Source organism: Actinomyces ruminis (assembly GCF_002154335.2).
Lineage (GTDB): Bacteria > Actinomycetota > Actinomycetes > Actinomycetales > Actinomycetaceae > Actinomyces > Actinomyces ruminis.
Map to the genome: position 1 here is coordinate 48254 of NZ_MTPX02000014.1, position 22724 is coordinate 70977.

The 22724-nt window shown below is 69.3% G+C and carries 18 protein-coding genes and 2 pseudogenes; 14 read left to right on the forward strand and 6 right to left on the reverse strand.

The window, feature by feature from the left end; translation table 11 throughout:
* Positions 1–51: 51 nt before the first annotated feature.
* Positions 52–2094, reverse strand: a pseudogene (locus tag BW737_RS02065) (MFS transporter); the annotation flags it as partial.
* Positions 2095–2238: 144 nt separating this feature from the next.
* Between BW737_RS02065 and BW737_RS19770 the strand changes: the two are divergent.
* The 7 genes and pseudogenes from BW737_RS19770 to BW737_RS02090 all read left to right on the forward strand — a co-directional run.
* Positions 2239–2427 (forward strand): annotated as a pseudogene (locus tag BW737_RS19770) (TetR/AcrR family transcriptional regulator); the annotation flags it as partial.
* A gap of 323 nt (positions 2428–2750) precedes the next feature.
* Positions 2751–2915, forward strand: coding sequence for a hypothetical protein (locus BW737_RS17365; protein WP_257210364.1), 165 nt, complete (start codon positions 2751–2753; stop codon positions 2913–2915).
* 60 nt (positions 2916–2975) lie between these two features.
* Positions 2976–3461, forward strand: coding sequence for a family 1 glycosylhydrolase (locus BW737_RS16565; protein WP_218961741.1), 486 nt, complete (start codon positions 2976–2978; stop codon positions 3459–3461).
* Positions 3386–4243, forward strand: a complete 858-nt coding sequence (locus BW737_RS02075) for a family 1 glycosylhydrolase (RefSeq protein WP_218961742.1) — start codon at positions 3386–3388, stop codon at positions 4241–4243. Before BW737_RS16565 ends, BW737_RS02075 begins: the two co-directional genes overlap by 76 nt.
* 35 nt (positions 4244–4278) lie before the next feature.
* Entirely contained in the window at positions 4279–5454 is a 1176-nt protein-coding gene (locus BW737_RS02080) for a glycoside hydrolase family 2 protein (protein ID WP_086615212.1), read from the forward strand.
* Entirely contained in the window at positions 5424–6068 is a 645-nt protein-coding gene (locus BW737_RS02085) for a hypothetical protein (RefSeq protein WP_086615213.1), read from the forward strand. Before BW737_RS02080 ends, BW737_RS02085 begins: the two co-directional genes overlap by 31 nt.
* A gap of 47 nt (positions 6069–6115) precedes the next feature.
* Positions 6116–6814 carry a DUF4982 domain-containing protein gene (locus BW737_RS02090; protein ID WP_086615214.1) on the forward strand — a complete coding sequence of 233 codons (699 nt, stop codon included), beginning with the start codon at positions 6116–6118 and terminating at the stop codon, positions 6812–6814.
* 18 nt (positions 6815–6832) lie between these two features.
* On the opposite strand, the gene BW737_RS02095 is transcribed toward BW737_RS02090, so the two are convergent.
* Complete coding sequence (locus tag BW737_RS02095) at positions 6833–8392, reverse strand: DUF1593 domain-containing protein (protein ID WP_086615215.1); 1560 nt, start codon at positions 8390–8392, stop codon at positions 6833–6835.
* A gap of 481 nt (positions 8393–8873) precedes the next feature.
* On the opposite strand from BW737_RS02095, the gene BW737_RS17370 reads away from it, so the two are divergent.
* Positions 8874–9065, forward strand: a complete 192-nt coding sequence (locus tag BW737_RS17370; protein WP_257210365.1) for a hypothetical protein — start codon at positions 8874–8876, stop codon at positions 9063–9065.
* A complete protein-coding gene (locus BW737_RS02100; protein WP_257210366.1) occupies positions 9062–10912 on the forward strand; it encodes a prolyl oligopeptidase family serine peptidase in 1851 nt (616 codons plus the stop codon). Before BW737_RS17370 ends, BW737_RS02100 begins: the two co-directional genes overlap by 4 nt.
* A 50-nt stretch (positions 10913–10962) precedes the next feature.
* Here the strand turns inward: BW737_RS02100 and BW737_RS02105 are convergent, their stop codons facing one another.
* Entirely contained in the window at positions 10963–11571 is a 609-nt protein-coding gene (locus BW737_RS02105; protein ID WP_086615216.1) for a DUF1269 domain-containing protein, read from the reverse strand.
* 155 nt (positions 11572–11726) lie between these two features.
* Here BW737_RS02105 and BW737_RS02110 point away from each other — a divergent pair, with 155 nt between their 5' ends.
* The 4 genes from BW737_RS02110 (at position 11727) to BW737_RS17380 (ending at position 16706) form a co-directional block, all read left to right on the forward strand.
* Positions 11727–12971, forward strand: coding sequence for a PucR family transcriptional regulator (locus BW737_RS02110; RefSeq protein WP_143233228.1), 1245 nt, complete (start codon positions 11727–11729; stop codon positions 12969–12971).
* A 222-nt stretch (positions 12972–13193) separates the two neighbouring features.
* Entirely contained in the window at positions 13194–14312 is a 1119-nt protein-coding gene (locus tag BW737_RS02115) for a Gfo/Idh/MocA family oxidoreductase (RefSeq protein WP_086615218.1), read from the forward strand.
* 28 nt (positions 14313–14340) lie between these two features.
* A complete protein-coding gene (locus BW737_RS17375) occupies positions 14341–15393 on the forward strand; it encodes a prolyl oligopeptidase family protein (RefSeq protein ID WP_257210367.1) in 1053 nt (350 codons plus the stop codon).
* Positions 15394–15449: 56 nt separating this feature from the next.
* Positions 15450–16706, forward strand: coding sequence for a prolyl oligopeptidase family serine peptidase (locus BW737_RS17380; protein WP_257210368.1), 1257 nt, complete (start codon positions 15450–15452; stop codon positions 16704–16706).
* 116 nt (positions 16707–16822) lie between these two features.
* On the opposite strand, the gene BW737_RS02125 is transcribed toward BW737_RS17380, so the two are convergent.
* The 3 genes from BW737_RS02125 to BW737_RS02135 form a co-directional block, all read right to left on the reverse strand.
* Entirely contained in the window at positions 16823–17695 is an 873-nt protein-coding gene (locus BW737_RS02125) for an MFS transporter (RefSeq protein ID WP_086615219.1), read from the reverse strand.
* A complete protein-coding gene (locus BW737_RS02130; RefSeq protein WP_086615220.1) occupies positions 17644–18324 on the reverse strand; it encodes an MFS transporter in 681 nt (226 codons plus the stop codon). Before BW737_RS02130 ends, BW737_RS02125 begins: the two co-directional genes overlap by 52 nt.
* A 135-nt stretch (positions 18325–18459) precedes the next feature.
* Entirely contained in the window at positions 18460–19125 is a 666-nt protein-coding gene (locus BW737_RS02135) for a sugar O-acetyltransferase (protein WP_086615221.1), read from the reverse strand.
* A 270-nt stretch (positions 19126–19395) separates the two neighbouring features.
* Between BW737_RS02135 and BW737_RS02140 the strand changes: the two genes are divergently transcribed.
* Complete coding sequence (locus BW737_RS02140) at positions 19396–21126, forward strand: GMC oxidoreductase (RefSeq protein WP_143233229.1); 1731 nt, start codon at positions 19396–19398, stop codon at positions 21124–21126.
* Positions 21127–22724 lie beyond the last annotated feature (1598 nt).

Here is a 22724-nt window from a genome sequence, read left to right on the forward strand (position 1 = left end):
GCCGGAGCCTTCAATGATGCGGCCCCAGCGGGGATCGCGGGCAATATCCACCATCGGGGCGAAGGTCCAGCGGATGCCGACCGCGGCAGCCTCCCGCGCAGCGATGCGCTGCGCCGCCTCGACGCCGTCGGGATCCCAGGAGGCAGCGGCCGCGATGGGCACCGGGAAGATGGTGCGCAGCCCGTGGATGACGTCGAAGCCGAACAGCAGCGGTATGCCCCACCGACTGCCGGCGATGGCGCGCTCCTGCAGTCGCCGGATGAGCGCGGGATCCGTGACGAATAGCAGAGAGCCGACCTCACCGCGGTCGAGAGCGGCACGGATGCGGGCGGGTTGGCGGGCATACTCCTGGTGCTCGGGCGGGAGGGCGGCGATCAGTTGCTCGGGCACGTCCTCGTCGGTTGGGGCCACGTAGAAGTACTGCCGCAACTGGCCGATCTTCTCAGAGGTGGTCATGCGGCCCAGAAGGTCCTCGACACGTTGCGCGATGGGCAATGCGGGATCCCGGTAGGGATGGTCGACGACGTCGCTGACGGTCCGGTCGGTGCTATCGGGGTGGATGGTGGTGTCGTTCATCGGATCAGACCTCCTGGTCGTGGCTGGCGGTGACGTTGAGGCGACGTCGGTAGGTGTGGGCCGCGAACCTGTCGTCGCCCCGCCGCCGGCCCTGGCGGCTGCGGAGGCCCTCCGGGCCGCAAGCTCCTCGTTGATCCGGGGCAGTAGATCCTCAACCCGATAGAACCGGAGGAGTAGAGCCATTAGCACGGCGATCACAGCGGGAATCCAACTGAATAGGGCGCGGATGGCGAAGATCGCCGAGTCGGGCTGGGCGTCCAGCGAGCCGTCGTAGTGGAAGGCGGACAGGAACGCACCCGCGCCCATCAGGCCTATACCGGCACCAATCTTGCTGGAGGCGGACTGGACCGCGCCGAGAATGGACTCCAGGCGGCGGTGGCCGCGCCATTCGTTGTACGTGGCGCAGTCAATCAGCATGATGCCGATCATGTAGGACAGAGGCAGAGCGCCCACGGCTGCGAATAGCCCGCCGCTCAGGAGCACCACGAGGTTGGCACCCGCCACGTAGTAGAGCATGCTGCCGATCGCCACGAGCAGCTGCCCGGCCATGATCAGGTGCGTCAGCTTAAACCTCTTCATAAGCACTGGGATGCCTAAGACGGCAGGAATAGCGACGACGGATACCAACGCGAGCGTGGATTGCATGCCGAGGTCGCCGACGACGTAGCGGAAGTAGTAGGCGGGGGCACCCACGTTCATGAGCAGGTTCTGCAAAATGCACAGCACGAAGATGACCCAGATGTACTTGTTGTCGCGCAGCATCGCGAAGATCTCACGGAAGCTGGCCTTGTCCATGGCGTCGGCCGCCTGGGTGACGGTCTCCTTGACGAAGATGAAGCGCATCATGCCGAGGATCGCCATGGGGATCGCGAGGCAGAGGATGAAGGTCGACCAGCGCCCGGAGTCCTTACCCGCCCATTCCAGGCCCTGCGGGACGACGACGGAGATAATGACGGCGCCCACGGAGATGACCACGCCGGTGAAGGCCGAGACCCTGCCGATGGCCACGCGTGTGGGGAAGGCAAGCGCGGTGTAGAGCGTCTGGTTGGTGCCCGCCAACGTGGCGAACACCGAGTTGACCATGACGTACAGGACGAACACCAGGGTGGCCTTGGCGCTTATGGAGAGGTGGGCGGGGATAGAGAAGAGCGCCCAGATGGAGATCCACATGCCGAGCATGGCGAACTCGTAGGGACGAGCCCGCCCCCATCGGGTATGGGTACGGTCGATCAACCACCCGGCCACGAGGTCGGTGAAGCCGTCAAAGACCTTGGAGGCGAGTAGAAGCGTGCCCAGCAGGGCGGGGCTGATGCCAAGGGTGTCGGTGGCGTAGAGACTGAAGTACCCCAGAATGATGGTGTTAGCGGCCAGAGACAAGCCACGGGCGGACCAACCAAGTTTTACGGGCCAGGAGACGTAGTCGGGATCGGTTCTCCGGCCGGCGTCGAGGCCCTTCTTCTCAGGACTCGGCTCAACGGTGGTGGAGGGCGCGTTCCCCCCGGTGACGGATGTGGTCATGAGCTTCCTTCTGACTTCGGTCGTCGTTGACGAAGGTGTATCTGCGAAACTGAAGTAAAGTATGAAATTGAAACGACGTCAAGAGCTTGACATGGAGTCGATCGCGCCTGAAACTGATGTACAAGCCAATTTTGGAGGAGGAGCATGACGAGAACGCCACGCCCGCGTGGCCCCTACGCCAAGACCGCCGCCAAACGGGAGGCGATTGCTCGCGCCGCCTACGAGGTGGTGCAGGAGGTCGGCCACGAGCACCTCACAACCGCGGCCGTTGCACAACGGGCCGGCATGGCCGAGCGCACGATGCTCTACCACTTCCCCAGCCGTGACCACCTGCTGGTAGCCGCTCTCGATCACTTCGATGAAGTGGTGCAGGGACCAGGGGCACTCGCCAGTTTCCGGGAGCGCGAACCTGCAGAAGGGCACCAGCCCAGCGCGCAGGAGGCGGAGGCGACCATAGCCCGTTTGGTCCACACCACCGCCTCAGACGACGCCCGGCTCCGCTTGTATGCCTACCTCGCCGGTCAGGCACAGGTTCCTGCTCGGCCGCGCACGAGCACTTCGCCACTCACTACGCGGAGGCCACCGCCGGCATCGGCGTCCTCATCCGGGCGCTGCAGAAGCGGGGCCTGGCGCGTGCCGATCACTCCGCTGAATCGATGGCGCGCCGCTTCCTTGCCGCCTGGGACGGCCTGCAGCAGCTGTGGGCGGTATCCCCCGACTTCGATCTGGAGGCAGAGACCCTGCAGGCGTTCACAGACATCACCGGTCGGGACCTGCTGCGTACCCGTGAGGCCATGGCCGAGGTGATTCGCGGTATCTGAAAGTCCCGCCCGACGTGGCCTCTCCCCGAACAAGCCTCTTCAAAGACGAAAGGACCAACCATGACCATCCTGCGCGACGACTTCATCTGGGGTGCCTCCACCGCCGCCCACCAGGTCGAGGGGGACAACGTCGCCTCCGACTTCTGGGCCGTGGAACACTCCCCCGCCGGCCTACTACCGGAGAAGTCCGGCTCCGCCTGCGACTCCTTCCACCGCTACCGCGAGGACATCAGCCTGGCCGCCGCGGGTGGGCTGAAGGCCTACCGCTTCTCCATCGAGTGGGCGCGCATTGAGCCCGCCGACGGCGAGTTCTCCCGCGCCGCTCTGCTGCACTACCGGGACATGATCGACGCCTGCCACGAGCACGGTCTGGAGCCGATCATTACCCTGCACCACTTCACCTGCCGCTGTGGTTCACGCTCGGCGGTGGCATTCAGCGCACCGACGCCGTCGAGCGCTTCGCCGCCTACGTGCGCTACGTCGCCGAGATCCTGCACGACGTGCGCTGGATCGTCACCATCAATGAGCCCAATATCCTCAACCTGATGAGCGGCTTGACCGCCGTCGTCGGCAAGACTCCCGCGGAACTGAGCGCGCTGGCCGAGACCATGACGGCTGGCGCTACCGGCGCCGGCAGGGACGACGCCGCAGCACCTACTGAGCAGATGGCCGCCCTGCCTGCCCCGTCACTCGACCTGGCACCGAAGCTCATTGCCATGCATGGCGCCGCACGGGCGGTGCTGCGCCAACTCGTGCCGGAAGCACGGGTCGGCTGGGCGATTGCCGCCCAGGCCTTCACCCCCACCCCAGGCAATGAGGAGGTGTTCGAGCGGGTCTTCCACCAGTGGGAAGGCGTCTACCTGGACGCGACCGCCGAGGACGACTTCATCGGTGTGCAGGCCTACACCTCCCAGCCCGTGGATGCCTCCGGCCCGGTCCCGCACCCCGACTCCCCCGACAACACACTGACCGGCTGGGCCTACCGGCCCGACGCGTTGGGCATCAACCTGCGCCGCTACTGGGAGCGCTGCGGAAAGCCGCTGCTGGTCACGGAGAACGGCATCGCCACCGCCGACGATGCCCGCCGCATCGCCTACACCACCGAGGCGCTGCGGGGTCTGGTCGCCGCCGTCGCCGATGGGGCGGATGTGCGCGGTTACTGCCACTGGTCTCTGCTGGACAATTACGAGTGGGGCCGTTGGGAACCGACCTTCGGGCTGATCGCCGTCGACCGCGAGCGCGACTTCGCCCGCACGCCCAAGCCCTCCCTGGCCTGGCTGGGACGCATCGCCGCCGAGAACGCCGCCTCGCTGGAGCCCAGCGCCTGAATCACCTCTACCCCCATCTGCAAAGGAGCAGAAGCATGCCCATCACCCTCTTCGACACAGGCTGGCAGTTTCGTACCGAGTCCGCCGGTGCCCCTTCGCCCCGGGAGGCGGGCCCCATCCTCGGCGCTCCGGAAGCCCACGGCCCCTGGAGCGACGTCGATCTGCCGCATGACGCCATGATCCATGAGCCACGCAGCGCCGCCACGGCCAGCACCCCCGGTGCGGGCTGGTTCCCCGGTGGAACCTACCGTTACCGCAAGAATCTGCACGTACCCGCCGACCTGGGCGATGACCGTCTGTCCCTGGTCTTCGAGGGCGTGTACAAGAACTCCACGGTGTTCGTCGACGGCGCCCACGTCGGCGGGTGCCGCGGCGGCTACACCGAGTTTGAGGTCGATCTGGGGGCGCTGACTCCCGGCGCTGATGCCACCGTTGAGGTCGTGGTGGACAACTCCCGGCAGCCTTCCACCCGCTGGTACTCCGGCTCGGGCCTGTACCGGCACGTGTGGCTGCGCCGCACCGGGCCGGTGCGGCTGGCCCGCGGCGGCACCGCCCTGACCACCACCGCCCTGGGGCGCTCCGCCGCCGGAACCAGCGCAACAGCCACGGCGCGCATCGAGATCGATAACCCGGACGGCGGCACCGTTACGGTCACCGCGCGCCTTATCGAGGCCGGCAGTGAGGCCGCGCGCGGCTCGGTCACGACCACGGGCACCGTCGTCGAGATACCGCTGAATGTGGCCCATGCCCGCCTCTGGTCGGACGCCGACCCGCACCTGTACGACCTGACAGTCACCCTGGCAGGTGCGGACGGCGCGGTTTTGGACGAGGAGGCGAGCCGCACCGGTCTGCGCTTAATCGAGGTTGATGCCGCCGAGGGGCTGCGCATCAACGGGCGTCCGGTGAAACTGCGGGGCGCCTGTGTCCACCACGACTCCGGGATTCTGGGAGCGGCGACCTTTGCCGACACCGAACGTCGGCGGGCCCGCATACTCAAGCAGCAGGGGTTCAACGCCATCCGCTCGGCCCACAACCCCGCCTCTCGGGATCTGCTGGCCGCCTGCGACGAGGTGGGCCTGTACGTGATGGACGAGCTGTGGGACATGTGGTTCCAGGCCAAGAACCCGCACGACGACGCTCCCATTTCGAACAGTCCTGGGCCGGTGACGTCGAGTCACTCGTGCGCAAGGACCGGCTGCACCCGTGCGTGATCATGTACTCCATCGGCAATGAGGTGGGCGAGTCCGCGACCCCGCGCGGCATCCGTACCGCACGCCAAATCGTTGAGCGGCTGCACCGTCTGGACCCCGACCGCCCAACGACGGCGGGTATCAATCTCATGATCAACATGATGACCGCCCGGGGCCGGGACCTCGTCGCGGAAAACAACATGGCCGACCAGCGGCGCGAGCAGGACGCGGACCGGGCACGTGGCGACTCCGACAGTTCGAAGGGGCAGTCCACCTTCGGCTCCACCGCCTACAACCTGTTCGTCTCCCGGATGGGTTCGCTGATGTCGCGGGCCGCGGCGACGCGTGCGGCCGATCGTGCCAGCGCGGGCGTGCTCGACGCCCTGGATGTGGCCGGTTACAACTATGCCGCGGCCCGCTACCGCAAGGATGCCCGGCTCCACCCGGGGCGTGTCATCGTGGGCAGCGAGACCATGCCGCACGAGATCGTGCGCAACTGGCGGCTGGTGGAGGAACTGGACCACGTGATCGGCGACTTCATGTGGACCGGTTGGGACTATCTGGGAGAGGTCGGCATCGGGCTGTGGACCTACGGCGATGAGCCGGAGGCTTCGCCAAGCCCTACCCGTATGTAACGGCCGGCGTCGGCGCCATCGATATCACCGGGCATCCGGACGGGTCGATGGCGCTGGCGCGCACCGTGTGGACCCGGGCTAAGAACCCGGAGATTGCCGTGCGGCCCCTCGACCGGGCGGGAGAGCGCGTGCACAAGGCCGCCTGGCGCGGCACTGACGCCGTCCCGTCGTGGATCTGGCCCGGCACCGATCCCGGGACTCGGGCGCAGGTGGAGGTGTACTCCTATGCCCCATCGGTGGAGCTGTTCTTGGGTGACCGTTCCCTGGGCACGCGGCGGGCGGGCGTCGCCCACGGCTGTGTGGCCCGCTTCACCGTCCCCTACGGCGCGGAGGACCTGACCGCCGTTGCCAGGGTCGGCGATCGCGCGGTCGGCCGGGCTGCTCTGCCCGCCCAACAGGGCGCGCTGCGCCTGCGGGTGGCGGCCGATCGCGAGAGTCTCACGGCCAACGGACAGGACCTGGTGTTCCTGGAACTGGAGGTGGTGGACGAATGCGGTAACGTCGCCATGGTCAGCGATACGCCGGTGAGTGTGGATGTAGAGGGTGCAGGGGTCCTGGCGGCCCTGGGCTCGGCTGACCCCCGCCCCACCACCTCCTATGACCAGTCCACCACCCCGCTGTATCGCGGGCGCGCCCTGGCAATCATCCGTGCCAGCAGCAAGCCCGGAACAGTACAGGTCCATGTCCGTGCCGGGGAGCTGGGTGAGCAGCGTCTTACGCTCCCGGTCGAGCGGGTCGCGCGTTAACCGCCGCACACCCCGGCCTCAGACGATGTTCAGCACCACGCGCTGGTAGCGGGTCAGCGGCGGGGTGCCGGTGTCGGTGCCCTCGACGATCACGTGGATGGCCTGCCCGGGGCGCGCCTCGGCGGGGACGGTGACCACCGCGGTGCCGGCGCCGTCGTCCCGGATGCGCGGCGGCACCGGGCAGGGGTTCGGACCGGCCTCCGGGTAGGCCCACCAGCGCAGCAGCACGTGGTCGCCGTCGGGGTCGGTGGCCGTGGCGGTCAGGGTGACCACCTCGCCGGGGCGCACGCTGCGCACCAGCCCGCTTCCGCCGTCGGGGTGCTCAACGACGACGGCGGGCGGGTGGTTGGCGTCCTCATAGCGGGGCGTGACAGACCAGGCCAGGCGGGCGGCGAACTCGTTCTGCAGCGCCCGCCACCAGCGGGTCATGTGGTACTCGGGCGGGGCGGAGCCGTCGGCGGCGCGGTCCACGACCAGCGGCGGATAGTCCGGCTGCGGCAGGCCGGGCAGGTCGAAGCGCATGTCGGAGGTCAGCGTGTCCGGCAGCTGCGGGTGCGGCACCTGGCGGCCGCCCCAGCCGCCGAAGGTGGCGTCCTCCCAGGAGTGCAGGCCGTTGGGGATCAGCAGGGTGAAGTTGGAGGTGTCGCCCTCGGAGATGAAGGCGCCGGGCTCCTGCACCGGGCACCACACCTGGTAGCCCTCCGCGCGCAGCTGATCCTCGGTCTTGCCCGCCTCACCGAAGTAGTCCTCGGGGTCGAAGTCGGCTGCCATGCGCCGCCCGTCGCCCCATACCCGATAGGCGGCCCCCAGCGGGCCGCGGCTGCTGATGTGCTCGCGCGTCCACTGCGCACCGACCAGTTCGAGGTCGGCGGGAAGCAGCACGTCCCGGGTGGTGTATCCCCAGGTCTTGGTAGCGACCTCGCGGTGCTCCAGTCCCGGCCAGTGCGGGCGGATGTAGTCGCCCAGGGTGGAGTCCTGCTCCCCGAAGGAGGACAGCACCACCCGGTCCAGCACCCGCTGCTTGAGCACCGGCCAGTCCGCGCGCCCGCCGACCTCCTCTTCCAGGCTGCGCAGGGCGCGGGCGAGAGTGGAGATGCCGCCCCAGGCCTGGATGAACAGGGGGCGGGCGGCGTCGAGCAGGGCCCCGCCCGCGCCGGTGGCGCCGTCGGGGGTCAACGCGATATCCCGCAGCAGGTCGGCGATGAGCGTGGAACCGGGGGTGACCTCGTCCATCTCCCCCTCGGTGGCGACGTTGCCCATGCGCACCAAGGAGCGCAGGTGGGCGGCGGTGGGGAAGCGGGGGTCGTGCACGCGCAGGGTGTCCTCCACCTGGGCGTAGGCGTCGATTACCTCGTCGATGTGGAGTCTGTCGCCGGGGGCGGGCCAGCGGTGGTCGGCGATGCCGCGGTCCGGGTCGCCGGTGTAGTGGAACTGGCTGCCCGCGTACACCAGCCCGCACAGGTCGATCTCGGCGGCGTGGGTGAGCAGGCGGATCATGGAGTTCAGGTCGTCCAGCTCCGGGTCGGTGGTGACGACCACCCGCGGCCAGTCGGTCCGGGGAAAGGCTTCCTTGCGCATGCGCCCAGCGTGCCACATGCGGGCGGCTTGGGCGCCTTCGGCGCCTACCGGAGCGGAACATTGTCGCAGATGGTCACAAACGCGTACGCCGACGTCGAAGGCACTTCACAAAACGTTGGAATCATGCGGGCGCAGATTCTGGCTGGGCAGGCAAATCCGGCGTTTGTGACCGTTTGCGACAATCAGGCCATCTCGGATTGTGTTGCAATAGCCAAGTGGACCGCACCGACGCCGCCCCACCGACGCCCGCTCTGACAAAGGTGCCCGAGTGGCTCTATGAGCCAGCAGGCGAGCGCGCCCTGGCCTGGGCGGCGGCACGGACGGATGAGACGCTCTCCGCCTTCAATGACGACGTCGGCTACCTGCGCCTGACCCAGGCCCTTCAGGAAATCCTAGACTCCCCCGACCGCATCCCCGCCGTCACCGAGGCCGCCGGCATGGTCTACAACTTCTGGACCGACGCCGAGCACCCCCGCGGGTTGTGGCGGCGCACCACCTGGCGTCCTACGCCTCCGGAGCCCCCTCCCGTCCGCCACGGCCCGACGACGACGCCACCGAGTGGGAGGTGCTGCTCGATCTGGATGCCGAGCGCCGTCGGCGCGGCCGCGACCTGGCCTGGGCGGGGGCGCAGGTGTTTCAGGCCGGCCCACTGGCCGGGCGGCGCGCCTGGTGAGCCTGTCCGAGGGCGGGTCCGACGCCACCGTCACCGAGGAGTTCGATCTGGATGCACGGCGTTTCCTGGCCGCGTCGGAGGGTGGCTTCCACAAGCCGTCCTCCAAGGGCACGCTTACCTGGGGCGCCGACGCCGACACCTGCCTGCTGTCGGACAACTTCGGCGCCGGCTCGCTGTCCCAGGCCGGACTACCGCGGCAGGCGCGCCGCCTGCACCGCGGCCAGGCACCGCAGGACACCGAGGTGCTGATCACCGGCGCCGCGGACGCGATCATCACCCGGTCCAGTTGCGACGCCTGGGGGCGCACCTGGCTCATGAGCATGGGGCCCACCGGCGACACGCGCATCTGGTGGCTGCCCGACGACGCCGACGTCCCCGCCGGCGAGGAGGCCGCCCGACGGGCGCTGGCGGCCGACTGCGAGAGCGTACCCGCAGCGGCGGTCGCCCTGGACGTGCCAGCGTCGGCGTCCACCGGGGTGGGACGGGACTGGCTGACGATCCAGCTGCGCGAGCCCTGGCAGGTGTCGGGAGTCCGTTACGAGGCGGGCATGCTGCTGGCCGCGCCACTGCGCGAGTGGCTGCGCGGCGAGCGCGACGGTCTGGAGGTGCTGTTCGCCCCGACGCCGTCCTCCGTACTATCCGCCGCCGCCTGGACCGCGAACCATCTGGTGCTCACGGTGCTCGACGACGCAGTGGCCCGCCTGGAGGTCTGCACCCCGCCCTCGCAGTGGGAGTGGGATGCGGGCGGGCACGCGTGGGGCCACCACTGGATCGATCTAACCGGGGCCGCGTACCGACCGCGCGACACGGACGGCAACGACCCCACCGAGCTGCGACCGGGCCGGCCGCTGCTGGAGGTGAGCGCGCAGGCGGTGCGGCAGCGGGACACCGACTACCTGTTCATCTCCGCCTCGGGGTGGACCACGCCGCCCACGCTCGCGCTCGCCCGCCTGACCGAGGAGGGCGAGGTGACCGGCATGTCAGTGCTGCGGCAGGCGCCCGCCCGCTTCGACGCCCGCGGCGTGCGGGTCAGCCAGCACGTGGCGGTCAGCGCGGACGGTACTCGCGTGCCCTACTTCCAGATCGGTCGACCGCGCAGCGGCGCATCCCAAGAAGGCCCCGTAAGCGGCCCGACCCTGCTGTACGGCTATGGCGCCTTCGGCACCAGCCAGACCCCCTGCTACCAGCCCCTTACCGGTAGGGCATGGCTGGAGCGCGGCGGCACCTACGTCGTCGCCTGCACCCGGGGCGGCGGCGAGTACGGGCCCGCCTGGCACCTGGCCGGCACCGGCCAAGGCCGCCACCGGGTGGTGGAGGACTTCGCAGGGGTTGCCCGCTCGCTTATCGACCGCGGGGTGACCACACCCGGGCAGCTGGTGGTGCACGGCTCCAGCGCGGGCGGGCTGCTGGTGGGTGAGATGCTGACCTGCCACCCCGAGCTGATCGGCGGGGCGATCGCGGAGGCGCCACTGCTGGACCTGGAGCGGTACACGCACCTGCTGACCGGCGCCATGTGGCGCTCCGAGTTCGGAGACCCGGACGATCTCGACGACTGGGTGACCATGCGGCCCCTGTCCCCCTTCCACGCCCTGAGGCCCGAGGCCGAGTACCCGCCGCTGCTGCTGCTCACCTCCACCGCCGACGACCGCGTACACCCGGCGCACGCCCGCACCATGGCCTACCGCATGCGTGAGCTGGGACTGGAGGTCGGCTATGTGGAGCAGAGCGAGGGCGGGCATGCGGGGACGGCGGTGCCCGCCCAACGTGCCGCCACCAGCGCCCTCATCCACACCTTCGCCTGGCGCGCCGCCACCGGTGGGGACGTGTTCGGGTACCCCGGCTCATAGTCGAAACCGTAGGGTCACACCCAACACAGCCCTCCCTACAGCAGAAGACGTCAGTTCTTACGCTGGAAGCGGGTCTTGAGGCGGGCGACGCGCTCGTCCCAGGCATCCTTGCGCTCCTGACGGCGCTGCTCGCGCATGATGCGGCCGGCCTCCCTGTCCGCCGCTTCCGCGGCGGCCTCGACGGCCTCCAGCTCGGCGAGTACGTCCACGGCGGGACGCCGCAGGACAACACCGCCTTGGGATGCGGCCAGCCCGTCCAGCACCTCGGGAGCGGCCTCCTCGACTTCGGCGAGAATCGCCGTCGTACCCGCGGGCAGACGGGAGCTGAACTCACCGACAATGGTCGCGTTGCGGTCGACGCGCCTGCTGTCCGCGAAGGATCCCACCAACGCGCCAGTGCCCCAGCCGAGCAGCACACCCAGCGGGCCACCGAGAATGCCCACGAACATGCCCAACAGGCCACCGGCACTCGCTCCCGCGCCGATGGTGGCGTCCTCGCCCTCCGCCAGGTGCAGGTGGCCGTCGGGCTCGCGCTCCGCAATGATCGCCGAGGCGACGCCAATGCGCCCCTCACGGGACGCCCCGCGCAGGTCGCTCAGCGTCTCATAGGCCTTGCTCGACTCCGCAAAGGTCACGACAGCAAAGTTATGGTCGGTCATGTTCTGCTCCTTCCGTAACGCGCGGCGTCCTTCACCGCACGTTCGGCGAACAGTCAACCGGCCGCATCCCGCAACATCCATGGTCCCGCGACCAGAAATCACCCACGTCGTCGTGCAACTTGCACAAGGCGGGCGTTGCACGCACAGTGTTCATCATGACCCCCGTTGACACCGCACCGGAGCCGCTGGAACTTCCCGAAGAACTGCGCCACGAGCTCACGAGCAGACTCATCAGCCGCGCAGACGCCGAGAGCGACGCAACTCTGAGGCAAGTCGCGCGCGACCTGCCGGACCTGGTGGTCGACGCCGATCTGCGACGATTGACCACTGCGGTCATCAAAGCCTCCTATCAGTCACTCAGCACTACGGTCCTGCTGGAGACCACCAGGCAGGACCTCCTGCTCACGGCGACAGAGGAGATCGTCCAGCGCTTGGCGGATCGGGGTGCCGCAGCGGACATCGTCGAGTCCGTGTTCCTCAATGCCAGCAGGGTGCTGGTCAAGGATGTGGTGTCCACGGCGGTAGAAGTGCTGCCCGCAGACATGACGCCGCGGGTACTGCCACCTCTGGTCGACGTCGTCCTGGCTCAACTCGCGACGCGGCACCGCAAGACGGTGGGGGCCTTCCTCGAACAACGGCAGCGCCGTCAGCGGCGCAGCGACGCTGCCTTCCAGGCGCGCATCCGCTCGGTTCTGGACGGTGAGGTCACCGACGGCGCCGTGGCCTCCAGCCTGCTCGGACATCCGGTGAGCTCTTGGAATCTTGCCGCCGTGGTGCGGACCAAATATGACTTCGACGAGGCGATCAGCGGATTGGAGCGACGGCTGCGTGAGGCGTTGCCGAGCGGCAGGACGCTGGTCGTAAACTTGGCGGAGGACACGGCAGCCCTGTGGGTTTCCTGCCAATCGCAACCCGCTCAACAGCACTGGGCGAAGCGGATCCTCAAGGGCAAGCCCCTGGTCGGCGCCTTCGGGCAGCCGGAGTGGGGCATCACCGGATTCGTGCGAACCTATGAGCAGGCCACGGCGGCGTTTAGGGTAGTGACCGCATCGGCAGACGGCCCCGGTGCGGCGGACTACAGCGAGGTAGCACCGCTGACCTTCATGCTGCACAACCCGGAACACGCCCGGCGCTGGCTCAAAGCCACGCTCGGCCCGCTGGCGAGCGGGGGTGAGGACACGGAGCGGTTGCGCTTCACCCTGCGCCACTATCTGGCAGCGGGAGAGAACGCGAGCGTCACCGCCGAACACCTCTACATCCACCGCAACACGGTCAAGTACCGCATCGCCCAGGCGATCGGCATGCTTCCGGATGGGTTGGGTGGACACCGCACCGATATCGCCCTGGCGCTCGACCTGCTGGCATGGATTCCCGACGCCGCCGACCCGGAGGCAGATTAATCGAATGCCCGCGCCTCCTGAAATGACCGCGGCCGAGGAGGATGTCCATCGCCCCCAAGCTTCTCCCCGGAGCGGGCGGAAGGCCCCACTCCCACCCTGACCAACCGCCAACGCGCCGCCTACAGTCGTCCCATACGCGGCGGCGGCAACGAGGTCGCCGCGAGCAGCCAATCGCAGTCGGCAAGCAGCAGCCGAGCTGCACAAACACTTCCGGAGGTCATCGTGTCCGAGGAATCCACCCGCAAGCCCGACCCAGCCCACATCCATAAGCTCGCCGTCATCGGCTACGGCACCCAGGGCGTCTACCACACCCGCAACCTGCGGGCGCTGGACGACGTCGCCATTGACGTCGTCGGCATCTACGACATCGACCCGCGTGCCAACGAGGACGCCGCCGACGACGGCCTGCACGTGTACGCCTCCGCGGCCGACATCCTGGCCGACACCGAGATCGACATCGTCTTCATCTGCACCCCCAACGACTCCCACCACGACTACGCCATCTCCGCCCTGCGCGCCGGCAAGCACGTGTTGTGCGAGAAGCCCGCCATGATGAACGCCGCCGAGATGCGCGAGGTCGCTGCCGTCGCCGAGCAGACGGGCCGGATGTTCATGGTGCACCAGAACCGCCGCTGGGACCCCGACTTCAACGTCATCAAGAAGGTCTATGATGAGCAGCTCATCGGCTCCCCCACCTACCTGGAGCAGCGCATCCACGGCTCGCGCGGCATCCCCGGCGACTGGCGGCAGCTGCCCGAGCATGGCGGCGGCATGATCCTGGACTGGGGTGTGCACACCGTCGACCGCCTGCTGACCATGGTCGACTCCCCGGTGGTGGACGTCTACGGCGAACTCTCCTTCGCACTCGGCCACCAGGTCGACGACGGCTTCCGCGCCCACCTGACCTTCGCCAACGGCTTCCACGCGATGGTGGACGTGTCCACCACGTCCTTCCTGCCGGAGGCCAAGTTCTGGATGCAGTCCGCGCAGGGCACCGTGGTCATCGAGGACTGGGAGATGAACGGCCGCATGGTGCGCCGCACCGGCGCCGAGGAGGACGACGCCACCCCCGTGCAGGCGGGCGTGGGCCTGACCAAGACCATGGCGCCGCGCATCCTGGACTACAAGACTCTGGCTACCACCACCCCGCCGGTGGAGGTGCTGGACCTGCCGGAGGTGGACGTCGATGTCATGGACTTCTACCGCAATGCCCGCGACGTGGTCGACGGCGTCGCCGACCCGGTGATCACCAACGAGTCGGTGATCCGCTGCCTGACGGTCCTGGAGGCCGTTGTGGAGTCCTCCCGCACGCACGAGGTGGTCCACCCCGAGCAGGCCTGACCGCCCTCTCACTTATCGTCACAGTCCCGTGGGCAGTTCCGCAACACCCGGCGCCGCGAGCGCACCTGCGCCCGCGGACGACGTCGTCGGCTCTCCCCCCGACGACGCCGTCGCCCCCTCCTGGCTCGATGAAATCAATGGGGACCGCGCCCGCGCCTGGGTCACCGCCCGCAACGAGCGAACCACCCGGGAATACGCCTCCCGCCCCGACTTCAGGCGCCTGACGGCCGATATCGCGGACGTACTCGACTGCCCATGCCGCATCCCCGCCGTCGCCGACCGCGGCGGCATGCTCTACAACTTCTGGACCGACGCCGAGCATCCGCGCGGCGTCTGGCGCCGCACCACCTGGGAGTCCTACGCCGCCGGCGCCCCATCCCGCGCGGACCGCATCCCCGAGCCGACGCAGTGGGAGACCCTGCTCGACCTCGATGCCCTGAATGAGGCCAGCACACTGCCTCCGGAGATCGAATGCACCGGCGACACCGAACTGGTGTGGGGCGGGGCGCAGGTGCTCACCACCGGCCCGCGCGCCGGCCGCCGCGCCCTGGTCACGCTGTCCCCGGGCGGCGGTGACGCAAGCCTCACCGTGGAGTACGACCTGCATTCGCGCAGCTTCATCTCCCCGGACGACGGCGGCCTGTTCCGCCCGCTGTCCAAGGGATCGATGACCTGGGGCGACGACGCGGGCGAGGCCGCCATAGTCTCCGCCGACTTCGGCCCCGACACCCTGTCGGGGGCGGGCTACCCGCGTCAGGTGCGGCGTCTACGGCGCGGGCAGTCCTTGGATGAGGCGGAGGTGCTGGTGACCGCGGGGAGCGGCGCCGTCGCCGCCTTCACCTCTCGCGACCCCTGGGGCCGGACCTGGCTGACCACCATGCCGAGCTTCCAGCACACGCATATCTGGCTCCTGCCCGACGACGCCGGCTGCCGTCCGGAGCCGCGGCCGCCCGCGCCGCGCTGGAGGGCCGGGCGCGCCCCGGCACGGTTGCCACCCCCACCGGTGACGTCGTCCCGGCGGGAGCGATCCGGCTGGAGGTTCCGGAGAACTGCCTGGCCGGCGTCGGGCGGGAGTGGCTGACCATTCAGCTGCGCAGCCCCTGGGAGGTCGGCGGCAGCACCCACCCGGCCGGCGCCATGCTCGGCGCGAAACTGGCCGACTACCTGGCCGGGGAGCGGAGGCTGGAGGTCCTGTTCACGCCCACCGCCTCATCGACGCTCCTGTCGGCCGCCTGGACTGCAAACCATCTCGTGCTCACCGTGCTCGACGACGTCGCCGACCGCCTGGAGGTGTGCACGCCGCCCACGCACGGGCGGGACGGGGCCTCCGAAGAGACGGGGACCGCCCCGGACGAGTGGTCGCATCACTGGATCGACTTGACCGGAGCCTCCGACCTGCCCGGCTGCCCGAACGGCGATGAGACCGCGCTGCGTCCCGGGCGGGCGCTGCTGTCGGTGTCCGCGACGCCGCTGCGCCCGACCGACTCCGACTACCTGTGGATCTCGGCGTCGGGGTGGACCACGCCCTCGACCCTGACGGTCGCCCGGCTGATGCCGTCCGGGGAGCTGACGGGCATGGCGGTGGTGCGGCAGGCGCCCGCCCGCTTCGACGCACGCGGCATCACCGTCACCCAGCACGTGGCCACCAGCGCCGACGGCACCCGCGTGCCCTACTTCCAGATCGGCCGGCCCACTTCTGCGCCGACGCCGACGCTCGTGCACGCCTACGGGGCCTTCGGCGAGTCGCTCACGCCCGGGTACGAGCCCGTCACCGGGAAGGCGTGGCTGGAGCGGGGTGGCACCTATGTGGTGGCGAATACGCGTGGCGGCGGCGAGTACGGGCCCGCCTGGCACCTGGCGGGCACCGGCGCCGGCCGACGGCGGGTGGTCGAGGACCTGGTGGCGGTGCTGGACTCGCTGGTGGCGCGCGGCGTCGCCGCCCCGAAGACGATCGCGCTATACGGCTCCTCAGCTGGGGGCCTGCTCGCCGGGGAGGTGCTGGCCCGGCACCCGGAGCGGATCGGGGCGGCCGTGCTGGAGGTGCCGCTGACGGATATGCGCCGCTACACGCAGCTGTCGGCCGGGGCGGCGTGGACCTCGGAGTTCGGCGATCCGGACGACCCCGAGCAGTGGGCCTGGCCGCGCGAGCACTCACCGCTGCATCTGCTCGAGGCGGGGCGTGACTATCCGCCGGTGCTGCTGCTGACTTCGGCCGCGGACGACCGCGTGCACCCGGCGCACGCCCGCTCCCTGGCCTATCGGCTGGACCGGCTGGGGCAGAACGTCACCTACTTCGAGACCGCCGCGGGCGGGCACTCACGCGCGGCCACCCACGCGCAGCGGGCATTCGTCAGCGCCCTGATCCATGTCTTCGCCCATCGCCACACCGCATAGGCACTCGCCGCCGCTCCCCTCCCACCGAGGCGGGCGCTAGTTGCGCCGAAAGCGCCGGTAACACGTCGAGACCGGCACGAATGACATGCCGGTCTCGACGGTTGGGAGGGTCACGCTCAGGAAACGTCGGGGATGGTGGCGCGTTCGCGACGCATGGGCAGGCGGAAGGACATGAACAGGGCCAGCGCCATGGAGATCGTCGGCATCCAGAAGGCTCGTCCAAAGGCTCCCGCCGCCTGGGCCAGGCCGGTCGTCAGCTCCGCCCCGCTCAGCTCGCCGGCCACCGCCGCCGCACCAGAGTCGGTCGCGGCCAGGAACAGGGCGAGCAGCACGGAGACAATCGCGATGCCGACGGCGCCGAAGACCTGCTGACCAATGTTGAACAGAGTGGTGGCGTTGCCGACCTCCTCGCGGTCGACCGCCTGCAGGGCCGCCGTCGACACCGGCATCATGGTGCCGCCGATTCCCAGCCCCTGCACCATGAGGACGGCGCCCAGCCACCACAGGCTCGTGTCGGCACCCACCTGGGTCAGCGCGAGCACGGAGGCGAACATGGCGGTCATGCCGAAGGGCACCACCCGTCCGGCGGGCAGCCGGTCGACCAGGTTGGAGGCAATGGGCATGGAGATCAGCGCGCCCAGGCCGGTCGGGGCGATGAAGAAGCCGGCGGCCATGGCGCCCAGGCCGCGCACCTGCTGGAAGTAGGCCGGCAGCAGCAACAGGTCGGCGGTGAAGGCGGCCTGGAAGAACACAGCCAGCAGGATGGCATTGCGGTAGCCGCGCAGACGCAGGATCGTCAGGTCCAGCAGCGGGTGCTCGGCCCGCAGGCTGCGACGCACGAAGGCCGTCACCATCACCAGACCGAGTACGAGCGGCGCCCACACCATCGGCGCGGTGAGCGACGCCCCGCTGCCGGCGTTGGAGATCCCCCAGAGAGTCAGGGCCAGGCCCGGCGACATGAGTACCACGCCGGGGACGTCCAGGCGCACGGTGCCGCGGTCGTCGTCGCGCGGGAGCAGGAACAGCCCGAGCCCGGCAGCCGCCAGCCCGAAGGCAGGTTGATGAGGAACACCCAGTGCCAGGAGGCGACCTCCACCAGCCAGCCGCCCAGAATCGGTCCCATGACCGGGGCGATCAGCATGGGGACGCCCATGAGGCTCATCATGCGGCCTAGGTTGTTCGGCCCGGCCGCACGGGCGACCAGGGTGGTGCCCACCGGCATGATGCAGCCGCCGCACAGGCCCTGCACCACGCGCATGAAGATCAGGAACCCGAGGCTCGGGGAGAGGGCGCACAGCACGGAGGCGATGGTGAACAGGGTGATGGAGCCGATGTACATCCAGCGGGCGCCGATGCGCTTGAGACCCCAGTCGGTCAGCGGAATGATTGCCGCCACCGCGAGCGCGTAGCCGGTGACGGTCCAGGAGACGGCCGAGTACGCGGGCAGGGTGCCGTCGGGTGCGGCGAAGTGACGCTGCAGCGCGGGGATGGCGACGTTGATGATGGTGCCGTCCAGGACCGACATGAATGAGCCGATCATGACGACGGCGGCCACCCGGTAGGGGCCGGGCGCCTTCCGGGCGGGGGTCGGAATGGAGGTGCGGGAGTCCGCAGTCATTGGGGGTGCTTTCTATTAGGAGGGGTTGATGCGGCGCCTTGAGCGTGCACGGGGCGGCGCACCGAAGGGGTACAGCCGATGTGCATTGAGGGACGGTACGCCGGGCGGGCCGATGTGGGCGGACCGTCCCGGCAGTCAATGGCCGTCCGCCCCTGCGGGGCGCTGCTCGGAGCCGAGGCGCCCATAGACGGCGGAGGTCGGGCTGTGCACCGAGTCGGCCTCGGTGATCTCGCGTACGGGGCGGGCCGGAACGCCGAAGGCGAGCCAGCCGGCCGGCACGTCGTGGGTGACCAGGCTGCCGGCGCCGATGACGGCGTCGTGCCCGATGGTGACGCCCGGCATGACGGTCGCATTGGCGCCGAGCCAGACGCGATCCTCGATGACGACGGGATCGCCGTATTCGGCGCCGCCGGTGTGGCCGTCGGGGTAGGTCAGGTGCTGGCGCTCGGCGGCGAGCAGGGGGTGCGTGCCGGCGGCGATGGTGACACCCGGCGCGACTTGGACGTCGTCGCCGATGGTCACGGGGACGTCGTCCAGGAGCGTGAAGTTGAAGTTGGCGAAAAAGCGCGCCCCGATGCGGGTGTGGAAGCCGCAGTTGACGTACAGCGGGCCACGCACGTGGAAGCCCTCCCCGATCTCGGCGAAGATCTGGGGGATGAGCTCGTCCCTCTGGGGGTCAAGGTCATTCAGGGCGTTGTAACGACGGCACAGGTCGTGAGCGCGGGCCTTGAGCTCGCGATAGGGCGGCCAGGCGGTGTCGAACAGAAGCCCGGCACGGGCGCGCGCGTCCTGGTTATCCATGCCGCACCTCCTCGTCGCGTACCTGACGGCAAGTCGTACATTACCGGGCCTCTCATCCGGCTTTCGTCGGTGTTAGGACCGCTTTCGCCCGCTCAGGGCGGAAGCAGATAGCGGGCGCGTTGTCGCCCAATTCGTGGGTTCGTACGGTGAGCTCAGCCAGTTCGCAGTGCTGCGGCGCGGGCCGCGGCACAGGGGACATTTCGCACCATCACTAATAGTCAGCACGGGCCGCACCGGCCACGTAGCAGGACCACAAAGGACGTGGACAGCATGAGCAACCTGAACCAGACGAGCAGTGCCCCGAACATCGACCGCCACTTCGATGCCATCGTCATCGGATCCGGCCCCGCAGGTTCGACGGCGGTGCGCGAACTGACCGCCGCAGGCATGGACGTGCTGCTGCTGGAGGCCGGCCGTGAGCTCACCGAAAAGGACTTCACCCCGCCGGTGTACGGCAAGCCCAAGCCCATGGGCATGGACATCATGACCCGCGCCAAGCGGATGCTGGGCAGCCGCCAGTTCAACCAGGCCCGGCGCTCCTTCTACTCCGACTCCTCCTCCCGGTTCCTCGTAGACGACCTGGCCAACCCCTACACCTACCCGGTCGACGCCCCCTACCTGTGGGTGCGCTCCCGGCTGCTGGGCGGGCGCATGCACGCCTACGGGCGTGTGCTCCAGCGCATGAGCGACGTCGACTTCAAGGCCGCCAGCCTCGACGGCGTGGGCACCGACTGGCCCTTCGAGTACGCCGACCTGGCCCCCTACTACGACCGGGTGGAGGAGCTCGTCGGCGTTTACGGCGACGCCGACCCCGGCGTGGAGCACCCGCCGGCCGGCAAGTACGTGGGCCCCGGGCACCTGAACGAGATGGAGCAGGAGTTCAAGCAGGTCGTCGAGTCGCGCTGGCCGGAGCGGCACGTGATCTCCTGGCGCTTCCAGGCCCCCTTCCTCGACCGCGTGCCCCCGGGCATCCGCGAGGCCCGCAAGACCGGCCGCCTGACCATCCGCACCGGCGCCGTCGTCTCCCGCATCACCACCAACCGCCGCACCGGCCTGGCCACCGGCGCCGTCTTCATCGACGCCGACACCAAGCGCGAGCACCGGGTGACCGCAGACGTGGTCATGCTGTGCGCCTCCGCCATCGAGTCCGTGCGGCTGCTGCTGAACTCCGGCTCGGGCCGCCACCCCGGCGGTCTGGCGAACTCCAACGGCCTGGTGGGCCACTACCTCATGGAGCAGTCCATGACGCTCGGCTTCGGCGACGACGCCCGCCGCCCCGGCTACTTCGGCCCCTCCTCCCAGTGCGAGCCGGACCCCTTCTACGGCAACTCCGGAGGCTTCCTCATCCCCCGCTACCAGAACCTGCACGGGCAGACCGAGGCCTACAAGCGCGGCTACTCCTTCCAGGGGCTGGCCGGGCGCGTGCCGGTGCCGGAGGACTCCCCCGCCATGTTCGGCTTCGGCGCCGGTGGGGAGATGCTGCCCCAGTACGGCAACCAGGTCTCGCTCTCGCGGCGCGTGAAGGACAAGTGGGGCATTCCCGCGGCGCACATCGTGTGCCGCCCGGATGACAACGACCGGGCCATGGTCGACGCCGCCGTGCGCGACGTCACCGAGATGATGGAGGCCGGCGGCTACCGGACGAACTTCGTGGCCTCCACCTTCGGGGTGCACTCCAAGCGGGTGTGGCCGGACTTCAACCCGGTGCAGCGGGCCATGTTCCGGGTGGGCATCCGCATGAGCCTGATGATGGGCGTGTCCATCCACGAGGCCGGCGGCGCCCGCATGGGCCACGACCCGGCCACCAGCGTGCTCAACGGCGTGTGCCAGTCCTGGGACGTCCCCAACCTGTTCGTCACCGACGCCGCCTCCTTCCCCACCGGCTCCACCGAGGGGCCGGCGCTGACCATCATGGCGGTCACCGCCCGCGCCTGCGACTACGTCGCCCGGGCGCACGCATCCGGCGAGCTGACCCGGCCCACCCAGGACGTGGTGCTGTAAGCAGGCCCGGGCGTCCGACGGCGCCTGGGATGCTCCGGCGGCCGGCTCTGGCCCGCAGGTTGTTGCCGCGGGCCAGAGCCGGCCGCCGCCGTATCTCACCGCCGCCGTGTCTCACCGCCGCCGCTTCACGCCGCCTGCCCGGTCACTGCTGCGCCTGCTGCGGAGCAGCTGAGCGGCGAGGGTCACCGGTTATGCCCGCTGCGGGAAGAACTCCGCGGGCCGAGGACGGGACCTGACAATGGCGACCTTTCAGCGAAATCATGCCGATTGGCCGACGATCGCAGGGGGCCGAGTGGCGCGGGCCACCACGCCTGAGGAGCGTTTTTCCTTCCGATGGGTTGGTAATGTGATGGCACAGCCGCTCGGCAGGAACGAACCGGGAAGATCCCAGTCGAAACCGGCCCGGCGGAGGTACCACACATCAATCCGATATTCGAGTAAATCAAAGGAGCACCTCATGTTCTTCAACACCATCGACGCCAACACCGCTCGCGCCATCGCCGAGATCGTCAACGACCGTCTCGCCGAGAAGACCACTGACGAGCAGCACTGAGCTCACCAAGCCCCCGCAGCGGCCATTGCGCCGCAGCAGCGCAGAGCAATCCCGCCACGCGGGACGGGGCACAGACAGCCAGGCCGGAGACATCGGGGTCTCCGGCCTTTGTTGTGCCAATACGCCGAACACGCACACACCTGCGACCGTAGCCGCCGACGGCCTTCCGGTCGCGCCACCCGAGCCCACCTAGACTCGGCCGACTCCCGTCCACACCCCGTCTCAACGACGGACGGCAGGGCCCTGCTGGGTGGGACAGGCGATCAGCTCCTGCCTTGTGCTGGCCGGTCAAGGGCGTCGGTACCGGGCAACCGGCCGGGCGGGATACGAGGAGCGTCGTACAGGCGGTCCCAGGGGTGCTTCTCGGCGCCGCCTACAGATGGATGCGGGTGAAGGCCCCGGCCGGTAAGCATGGTTGGTCATGTTTCCGGTCTGGGCGAACTCGCCCCTGCGGGCACAGGGCCACAGTGGGCAACAGTGCCCGCTCTCAAAGAACCCCGCCGGCTGCACGGGCCTCGCCCGCCGGCCTTGCGGATCCTGACGGGTGTTGCACAGCAGCGGGCCCTTTGTGACGCACTTGCCGCCCAGCTGGTCCTTGGCCCTTGCCGGGCGAGATAACGGTTGCTGGTCGCCGCGCTCAAGGACACCCGGCTCACGCCGGACCTCCTGGCCGTAGCGGCCAACACCATCGACAAGCTCATCTGCAGCCTCCAGCAGACCCCGATAACAGCGGCACGGACCTCACACCGGTGTTTGTCGCGTCTGCCCTGCCGCCGCCCACGCGCGCTGCAGGACATTTTGGACGTCGCAGCGAGTGCTCTGCGCACCCTGGCCTACACCAGTCAACCCACAACTGCATGCCCACAACGATCCACACCCCTCACGGGCGGTTTTAGATGAGGCACCGAAACCCTCTTCGCGGGCGTCCAAGATGCGCTTCGTCGACGGGTTGACGTGGGGTTGGTGGGTTGTTATGTTTGATGGTACATCAAACGGGTGGTGGTCAGTGTTGATCGCTGGGCCGGTGGTGGCGTTCGTGCCGTTC

Coding starts and splice junctions, on each gene's coding strand:
- BW737_RS17365 (WP_257210364.1), top strand. CDS start 2,751: ATGGCGCGCCGCTTCCTTGCCGCCTGGGACGGCCTGCAGCAGCTGTGG.
- BW737_RS16565 (WP_218961741.1), top strand. CDS start 2,976: ATGACCATCCTGCGCGACGACTTCATCTGGGGTGCCTCCACCGCCGCC.
- BW737_RS02080 (WP_086615212.1), top strand. CDS start 4,279: ATGCCCATCACCCTCTTCGACACAGGCTGGCAGTTTCGTACCGAGTCC.
- BW737_RS02090 (WP_086615214.1), top strand. CDS start 6,116: ATGGCGCTGGCGCGCACCGTGTGGACCCGGGCTAAGAACCCGGAGATT.
- BW737_RS02095 (WP_086615215.1), bottom strand. CDS start 8,392: ATGCGCAAGGAAGCCTTTCCCCGGACCGACTGGCCGCGGGTGGTCGTC.
- BW737_RS02105 (WP_086615216.1), bottom strand. CDS start 11,571: ATGACCGACCATAACTTTGCTGTCGTGACCTTTGCGGAGTCGAGCAAG.
- BW737_RS02110 (WP_143233228.1), top strand. CDS start 11,727: ATGACCCCCGTTGACACCGCACCGGAGCCGCTGGAACTTCCCGAAGAA.
- BW737_RS17380 (WP_257210368.1), top strand. CDS start 15,450: ATGCTCGGCGCGAAACTGGCCGACTACCTGGCCGGGGAGCGGAGGCTG.
- BW737_RS02130 (WP_086615220.1), bottom strand. CDS start 18,324: ATGACTGCGGACTCCCGCACCTCCATTCCGACCCCCGCCCGGAAGGCG.
- BW737_RS02135 (WP_086615221.1), bottom strand. CDS start 19,125: ATGGATAACCAGGACGCGCGCGCCCGTGCCGGGCTTCTGTTCGACACC.
- BW737_RS02140 (WP_143233229.1), top strand. CDS start 19,396: ATGAGCAACCTGAACCAGACGAGCAGTGCCCCGAACATCGACCGCCAC.